Origin of the sequence: Cupriavidus sp. HPC(L) (assembly GCF_000307735.3) — a bacterium.
GTDB lineage: Bacteria > Pseudomonadota > Gammaproteobacteria > Burkholderiales > Burkholderiaceae > Cupriavidus.
Map to the genome: position 1 here is coordinate 1 of NZ_AMPR02000139.1, position 7,860 is coordinate 7,860.

Here is a 7,860-nt window from a genome sequence, read left to right on the forward strand (position 1 = left end):
CGGCGCCGTGACATGGCGCGTCAGTGCCCAGCACAGCGGCGCGCTGACCGCCAGCGCGAACAGGCCCAGCGCCAGCATCACGGGCGACAGGTGCAGCATCTCCCAGCGCGAGGAATCGAACGGCAGGAACACCAGCAGCAGATCCTCGCCGTCGGGCAGCGGGATCGCCTGCGGGTCCCACCATGACACGCTGGCGCCGGGCGCGAGCGGCAGCGTGCCGCGATCGTGGTCGAGCGGGGGGCTCGCGGCGAGCGCATGGCGCGGGCGCTCCAGCGTACTAACCCAGTCATGCACCCGTGTCGGCAGGCGGCGCTCCAGGATGTCGGCGTTGTGCTCGTCGACCACGTAGATCTGCAGCGCCGAGAAGCGCGAATCCATCGCGCGCACCCAGCGCTCCAGCCCCGGCCGTCCCTGCGTGCGGGCGATCTGCAGCGCGTCCTGCGTCAGGCTGGCCGGATTGAGGCCGTCCAGCGCCTGGAAGCGATACCAGGCGACCGACGCGGTCAGTGCCATGCCGATCGCCACGATCGCGGCCATGCCGGTCCAGAAGGCGAGGAAGTTGCGCCAGAACAGCGGCAGCGATGCCATGGCTCAAGCCACCAGCACGTAGCCGCGGCCGCGCTGGTTGCGGATGGCCGTCGTGCTCCCGGACCCGTCCAGCCCCAGCTTGCGGCGCAGGCTGCTGATATGCGTATCGATGCTGCGGTCGTAGCGGCCGGGCACGCGCCCCAGCGCGAACTGGCCGAGCGGTTCGCGCCCCACCACCTGTCCGGCCGAGCGCATCAGCATTTCGAGGATCCGCGCTTCCGCGCCGGTCAGCGAGGTCTCGCCATTGGCCTGCGCGACCTTGCCGGAGCCCAGGTGCAAGGTCAGGCCGCCGATCGCCAGCGTGTCGGGCGCGCTGTCCGGCGTGGTGTCGAAGCGGCGCAGCACGGCGCCGATGCGCGCCTTCAGTTCGCGCGGGCTGAACGGCTTGGCCAGATAGTCGTCGGCGCCGAGCTCCAGGCCGATCACGCGATCGGTCTCGTCGCCATGCGCGGTGAACATGATCACCGGGCGCTGCGAACGCGCGCGATGGCGGCGCAGCAGTTCGAGCCCGTTGCCGTCGGGCAGCATCAGGTCGAGCAGCGCCAGGTCGTGGTCATCGCGCGCGAGCAGCGCTTCGCCCTCGGCGCCGCGATGCACGACCGAGAATTGCCAGCGCTCGGGCTCGAAGTATTCGCGCAGCATCTGCGTCAGTTCGACGTCGTCGTCGATCAGCAGGATGCGGCGGGGCGCGTCGGGCGAGCGTAGTTGCATGCGAATCGGAAAGGATGGGCACCGTCCCCGTGGGCCGCGATCGAGCGGCGATCGCGGCCCACGTCAAGAAGTGCAAAGAAGTCAAAAGCTGTCCAAAGCCCGTTGAAAGAGCCCGGCGGACCACATTCTAATATGAGAATGATTGTCATTCACAAGACCGGTGACCGATGACGTTCCGGGCATACGGGGAAATCGCGAGCATGAGCAGTAGCGGCAGCAAGAGCAGCAAGAGCGGCAAGAGCAGCAGGACGGCGGCATCGGCGGCATCGGCGGGATCAATCGGCAGTACGGCAGCGACGCGGCAACGCAGGCCGCGCGCGGTGGCAAGGGTTACCGCCACGCTGTGCGCGGGCGGCGCGGCATGGATCGCAGGCGGTGCGTTCGCGCAGCCGGCCGCCAGCGAGGCAAAAGCGCCGGCCGCGCCGGCCATGCTCGAGACCGTGGTGGTCACCGCCTCGGGCTACGAGCAGCAGATCAAGGAGGCCCCCGCGTCGATCTCGGTAATCACGCGCGAGGACCTGGAGAACGGTTCCTATCGCGATATCCACGACGCGTTGATCGGCGTGCCGGGCGTGGTGGTCACCGGCGGCGCCGACCGGCAGGACATCAGCCTGCGCGGCATGGGCGCCAAGTACACGCAGATCCTGATCGACGGCAAGCGCCAGAACTCGCGCGAGACCCGCACCAACTCCGACAGCGCCGGCGTCGAGGGCGGATGGACGCCGCCGCTGGCCGCCATCGAACGGATCGAGGTCGTGCGCGGGCCGATGTCGTCGCTGTACGGCTCGGACGCGATGGGCGGCGTGATCAACATCATCACGCGCAAGGTGCCGAAGCGATGGACCGGCGAGGTACGCACCGACGCCACGCTGCAGCAGCACAGCGGCTCCGGCAACACCTACCAGGGCAATTTCTATCTGGCCGGCCCGCTGCAGACCGATCTGCTGGGACTGCAGCTGTACGGCCAGTACACGCATCGCGAAGAGGACGACATCGTCTACGGCTTTCGCGGCCGCGATACGCGCAACGTGACCGCGAAACTGGCGCTGACGCCGAACCGCAACCACGACATCGTGCTCGAGGCGACCTCGATGCGGCAGAACATCGAGCAGACGCTGGGCAGGACCGTGGCGCCGCTGCCGCCTGGCACGAGCTGCCCGCGCACCGGCTGCCCGGCATCGTCGGAGACCGACTACCGCAGCGAGAAATACGCGCTGTCGCACACCGGCCGCTGGGGCTTCGCGACCTCGGACAGCTATATCCAGCAGGAGGAGTTCGACAACCGCACGCGCCAGATGAAGATCAGGAATCTGGACATGCGCACCAGCTGGACGATGCCGCTCGACAACCACATGCTGACCGTCGGCGCCAACTATCTGAACCAGCGCCTGAACGACCAGACCGGCAACCAGATCGCGGGCGGGCCGAACCAGGTCGAGCGCTATCAATGGGCGCTGTTCGCCGAGGACGAATGGCGGCTGACAGAGCGCTTCGCGCTGACCGGCGGCCTGCGCATGGACAAGGACGAGAAGTTCGGCGACCACTACAGTCCGCGCCTCTACGGCGTCTGGCAGGTGGCCGATCGCTGGACCGTCAAGGGCGGCGTGTCGACCGGCTTCCGCGCCCCCGACCTGCGCCAGACCGTGGCCGGCTGGGGCCAGACCAGCCGCGGCGGCAACATGTACGGCAATCCCGATCTGAAGCCGGAGACCTCGGTCACGCAGGAGATCGGCCTGCTGTACGACAACGGCACGGGCTTCCACGCCGGTTTCACCATGTTCAACAACGACTTCAAGGACAAGATCACCCGGGTCGCCTGCCCGCTCACGCAGTGCACCGATGGACCGAACCAGTTCGGTGCCAATCCGACGACCTACATGAACGTCGACAAGGCGTACTCGCGCGGCATCGAGGCGAACCTGAAGTGGCCGCTGGCGCGCGACTGGTCGCTGGTCGGCAGCTACACCTTCACCAAGTCCGAGCAGGAAGGCGGCCAGTACCAGGGCCAGCCGCTGAACCAGCTGCCCAGGCACCTGCTGACGGCCACGCTGAACTGGCAGGCCACCGGCGCGCTGCGCGCCTGGGCGCGCGTCAACTATCGCGGCAAGGAGAGCCAGCCGATCACCGGCCCGTCGTCGAGCACCGTGGTGGCGCCGTCGTACACCTTCGTCGACCTGGGCGCGACCTACGCGGTCAACAAGAACGTGTCGGTGTTCGCCGGCATCTACAACCTGTTCGACAAGTCGGTCCGCTATGTCGACTACGGCTATGTCGAAGACGGCCGGCGCTACTGGATGACCGTCTCGGTCAAGTTCTGAGGAGTCCGGCCATGCAATCGATTCCGTTCAAGATGTCCGCCGCGTTCGCCGCGCTGTCGCTCTGCGCGGCATGCAGCGCGTTCGCGGCGGCTCCGACGCCGACGCTCGCCGCCACCGGTGCCGCGCTGTCGATCGCCCATGCAAAGGGCAACACGACGCTGGCCGCCGCTCCCGCCAGGGTCGTCACGATGGACCTGCCCACGCTCGATACGCTCGATGCGCTGGGCGTGCCGGTGGCCGGCGTTCCGGCAACGAAGCTGCCCCCGCACCTGGCCCGCTACCAGGAGGACAGCGTGGTCAAGGTCGGCACGCTGTTCGAACCGAACCAGGCGGTGATCGAGGCGATTGCGCCGGGCCTGATCGTCGTCGGCGGACGTTCGGCAAAGCAGTACGAGACGCTGTCCCGCCTCGCCCCGACGGTCGATCTGAGCCTCGATCGCGGCGACCGGATCGGCAGCATCGCGCGCCATGCCGAGAGCCTGGGCCGCGTGTTTGGCCGGCAGCAGCAAGCCGGCAGCGCCGTGCAGGCGCTGCGCGCCGGCGTGGACGCGCTGAAGCAGAAGGCCGCCACCGCGGGCACCGCGCTGGTGGTGCTGACCGCCGGCGACCACATCAGCGCGCAAGGGCCGGGCTCGCGCTTCGGCACCGTGCACGATGCGTTCGGCTTCCAGGCGGCACTGCCGGGTTTGAATCCGGAGGGCAGGGGAACGAAGCTGACGGTGCAACAGATCCGGGAGGCCAATCCAGACTGGCTGTTCGTGATCGACCGCGACGCGGCGGTCGGCAAGCCGCCGTCCGCCGCGCTCGCCTCGATCGACGGCGCCGCGCTGGGGCGCAATGCCGCGGGCAAGCCGGTGCGCGTGGTCAAGCTCGACCCGATCCTGTGGTACCTGATGGATGGCGGCGGTGTGCGCGGCATGCAGCTGACGGTGCGGCAGATAAGCGATGCCCTGCGCGATGCCGCCCCGGCCCCAACCTCCGTCGTTCCCGCGCATGCGGGAACCCAGTGACTTTCGGCGAGGCCAGCGGATAAAGACGCTGGGCCCCCGCGTTCGCGGGGGCGACGGGATGTGGAACGGCGATTGCCGCGGGCTAGGCAGCGATCGCGGTTTCCGCGTGCATCTTCCCAAGCAGCCACTGCAGCCCCGCCAGATGCTGCTGGTCGTGGCTGCATAGATAGTGCACGAGGCTGCGGACCGTCAGCGGCCCGTAGCCCTCGAACTCTGCGGTGCGGGCAAGCTGCCGATCGTTCAGTCCGGCGATCAGCGCGACGGACTTCTCGCGCGCCGCGCGGAAGTCTGCGAGCGCCTGCGCGCCATCGGCCGTCGCATAGGCACGCTCGATTGCCAGCGCGTCGCCGTCGATCGACGGCAGCAGCGGGTGCGTCTGGCTCAATGCGCGCTCAAGGCGCAGGTGATAGCCGTCGATCTCGATATCGCGAACGTGGCACAGCTGGCCGATCGGCGTGAACGGCTCGCTCGGCACGCCGTCCCAACTGGCCGGGGACCAGTTGCGATGCGTGGCCGGAACGGCCGCGTAGAAGGCTTCCAGTTGGCGCGGGAAGTCGCGCAGGGCGGCAAGGGTGGCGGCGTCGATCATGTCGTGGGGGCGGCTGGGCTCGGCGTGGTGGAACGCATGGCGCACTGTACCGAGCGCCGCGGCACGTCGACAACCATGACGCCGCTGTTTCCCTCCGGCGGACCGGAACAGAGCCGCGCCGACCCGCGCCTCGGTCATGCGGCGGCCGCCTCGTCGCCGGCCATCCGGTCGATCTGCCGCATCGCCTTCTCGATTTCGTCGGCGTCGGTCGGCCTGACCAGCCGCGCCACTTCCTTGCCATCGCGCAGGAACACCAGTGTCGGCCACAGCTTGATGCGGAACGAGCGGCCCAGCGGACGGCCGCTGCCGTCCTCGACCTTGATGTGCCTTACCTGCTGGTGGCGCGAGAAGGCCGACGCGATCGGCGCCTGCGCCCGCATGCAGTAGCCGCACCAGGGCGCGCCGAACTCCAGCACCGCGGCGCCGGGCAGCGCGTCGATATCCTCGCGTGGCGGTTCGATCGCCATATAGGTTTCGGACATGGCCATTTGTCGTCTCCGTCGTTGTCCTCGATATCCCTGATCTAGCGAAATTCACGCCAAGCGCGGCTCAAGTGTGCGCCAGGGCTGACGTAAACCCTGAATGAAACCACACTAACATCAGAATTAAGCGGCTACTGAGTCGCTTTTCTGATGATAGCCGTCCCCTGGCCCATCATGAACATCAGTCAACGTCTGCTTTTCACGCTGTTCTTTTCCCTGCTCGCCATGCTCGTCGTCGGCCTCGGCGGCATCTGGCAACTGAACCAGGCCGAACAACGCCTCGAGTACTTCAACGAAAACACGCTGACCAGCGTGCGCCGGCTCAATGCGATCAAGGACAGCACCACCGCGATCCGGGTGCAGCTGTACCGCCACGCGCTCGCCGACGATGCGGCTGCCAAGGACGACGCGGAGAAAGAGGTCGCCAAGGCGATCGCACGCTTCGACGAACTGGCCGCCAAATACGAGCGCGAGGACATCTCCAATGATGCCGACCGCAAGCTGCTGGAAGAAGACCGTGCCGCGCTGGCGCGCTATCGCGCCCAGCATGCCGCGTTCTTCGCGCTCTCCCACACCAACGACACCGCCGGCCTGCACGCGATGCTGTCGTCGGGCGAGCTGCATCTGGCATCGGCCGCGCTGCGCAAGCAGATCGACGCGCATCTGGACTTCAACAGCAAGATGGGCGACGACTCGGTGGCCGAGAACCAGCGCGCCAGCGCGATCGCGGTGCGCGTGTTCGGCACCGTGATCGGCGTGACCGTGCTGGTGGTGGCCGTGCTGGCGTGGCTGCTGTATCGCCGCATCCGCGACAGCCTGGGCGAGATGCAGGCCAGCATGGAGCATGTCAGCGAAACGCTGGACCTGGGCCATCGTTCGCCGGTGCGCCGCCTGGACGAGGTGGGTCGTACCGCGCAGAGCTTCAATGCGTTGCTCGACCGTGTCGCCGCAGCGATGCGCGAGGTGCGCCAGTCGAGCGATTCGGTCGGCGTGGCCGCACGCCAGATCGCCGCCGGCAACGCCGACCTGTCGTCGCGCACCGAACAGCAGGCCGCGTCGCTTGAAGAGACGGCTTCCAGCATGGAAGAGCTGACCACCACGGTCCGCCACAACGCCGACAGCGCGCGCCAGGCCAGCACGCTGGCCGACAACGCCGCCGCGGTCGCGCAGCACGGCCATGTCGCCACCGGCCAGATGGTCGAAACGATGGGCGCGATCAGCACCAACTCGAACCGCATCGCCGAGATCACCGGCATGATCGAGGGCATCGCCTTCCAGACCAACATCCTGGCGCTGAACGCGGCGGTGGAAGCGGCGCGTGCCGGCGAGCAGGGCCGCGGCTTCGCGGTGGTGGCCGGCGAGGTGCGCACGCTGGCGCAGCGCTCGTCGACCGCCGCCAAGGAAATCAAGGAGCTGATCGACGCCTCGGTGACGACCGTGCGCACCGGCTCGGCGCAGGCCGAAAGCGTCGGCGCGACCATGAACGAGATCCAGCAGGCGGTCAAGCAGGTGTCCGACATCATCGGCGAGATCGCCGCGGCCACCGGCGAACAGAGCCGCGGCATCGAGCAGGTCAACCAGGCGGTCGGCCAGATGGACCAGGTCACGCAGCAGAACGCCGCGCTGGTCGAGGAGGCCGCGGCCGCGGCGCATTCGCTGGACGAACAGGCAACGCGCCTGCTCGACACGGTGTCGATGTTCCGCCTCGCGGCGGGCCATGACGCGGCCATGCCGTCGAAGGCCCCGGCGGCTGCCCGCGGGCAGCTGGCGGCGGCTTGAAAAACCTGAAGGACCTGAAGAACCTGAAGAACCTGAAGGACTAGCTCGCGGCGACCCGCTGTACGGTGCCGCGGTTGCCGTCGACGGCCACCATGTCGCCGTCGGCGAGCTGCGACAGGATGCCCGGCAGATTGACGACCGCCGGAATGCCGAACTCGCGCGCGACGATCGCGCCGTGCGACAGGTAGCCGCCGGTCTCCATCACCAGGCCGCCCGCGCGCAGGAACAGCGGCGTCCAGGCCGGATCGGTGCTCGGCGCGACCAGGATGTCGCCGTTCGCCATCCCGGTCGCCTGTTGTGGGCTGCGCGCGACGCAGGCCGGTCCGCGCGCCTGCCCGGCGCCGACCGGCGTGCCGGACCAGCGCCCGGCGGCCGCATCGGCC

8 protein-coding genes and 1 pseudogene are annotated in these 7,860 nt (G+C 68.5%); 3 read left to right on the forward strand and 6 right to left on the reverse strand.

Annotation, left to right across the window (positions count from 1 at the left end; genetic code table 11):
• The 3 genes and pseudogenes from B551_RS10135 to B551_RS27050 all read right to left on the reverse strand — a co-directional run.
• Positions 1–588 (reverse strand): annotated as a pseudogene (locus B551_RS10135) (two-component sensor histidine kinase); the annotation flags it as partial.
• Positions 589–591: 3 nt separating this feature from the next.
• Positions 592–1,299: a response regulator transcription factor gene (locus tag B551_RS10140; protein WP_043438610.1), complete on the reverse strand. Its 708-nt coding sequence runs from the start codon at positions 1,297–1,299 to the stop codon at positions 592–594.
• A gap of 145 nt (positions 1,300–1,444) precedes the next feature.
• Positions 1,445–1,750: a hypothetical protein gene (locus B551_RS27050; protein WP_253281342.1), complete on the reverse strand. Its 306-nt coding sequence runs from the start codon at positions 1,748–1,750 to the stop codon at positions 1,445–1,447.
• On the opposite strand from B551_RS27050, the gene B551_RS10145 reads away from it, so the two are divergent.
• Together B551_RS10145 and B551_RS10150 are read left to right on the forward strand one after the other, a co-directional pair.
• Positions 1,728–3,617 carry a ligand-gated channel protein gene (locus B551_RS10145; protein WP_006579997.1) on the forward strand — a complete coding sequence of 630 codons (1,890 nt, stop codon included), beginning with the start codon at positions 1,728–1,730 and terminating at the stop codon, positions 3,615–3,617. The genes B551_RS27050 and B551_RS10145 overlap by 23 nt on opposite strands.
• An 11-nt stretch (positions 3,618–3,628) precedes the next feature.
• Positions 3,629–4,627: a siderophore ABC transporter substrate-binding protein gene (locus B551_RS10150; RefSeq protein WP_023264008.1), complete on the forward strand. Its 999-nt coding sequence runs from the start codon at positions 3,629–3,631 to the stop codon at positions 4,625–4,627.
• An 82-nt stretch (positions 4,628–4,709) separates the two neighbouring features.
• Here B551_RS10150 and B551_RS10155 read toward each other — a convergent pair whose 3' ends face one another.
• Together B551_RS10155 and B551_RS10160 are read right to left on the reverse strand one after the other, a co-directional pair.
• The gene (locus B551_RS10155) at positions 4,710–5,354 is read right to left on the reverse strand and encodes a DinB family protein (RefSeq protein ID WP_371259308.1); all 645 of its coding nucleotides are present in this window, start codon (positions 5,352–5,354) and stop codon (positions 4,710–4,712) included.
• The gene (locus B551_RS10160) at positions 5,351–5,704 is read right to left on the reverse strand and encodes a thioredoxin family protein (protein WP_006580000.1); all 354 of its coding nucleotides are present in this window, start codon (positions 5,702–5,704) and stop codon (positions 5,351–5,353) included. Before B551_RS10160 ends, B551_RS10155 begins: the two co-directional genes overlap by 4 nt.
• A gap of 168 nt (positions 5,705–5,872) precedes the next feature.
• On the opposite strand from B551_RS10160, the gene B551_RS10165 reads away from it, so the two are divergent.
• The gene (locus tag B551_RS10165) at positions 5,873–7,477 is read left to right on the forward strand and encodes a methyl-accepting chemotaxis protein (RefSeq protein ID WP_006580001.1); all 1,605 of its coding nucleotides are present in this window, start codon (positions 5,873–5,875) and stop codon (positions 7,475–7,477) included.
• A 40-nt stretch (positions 7,478–7,517) separates the two neighbouring features.
• Here the strand turns inward: B551_RS10165 and B551_RS10170 are convergent.
• Positions 7,518–7,860 (reverse strand): PEP-utilizing enzyme (locus B551_RS10170; protein WP_023264010.1); only part of this gene is annotated, 343 nt, incomplete at its 5' end.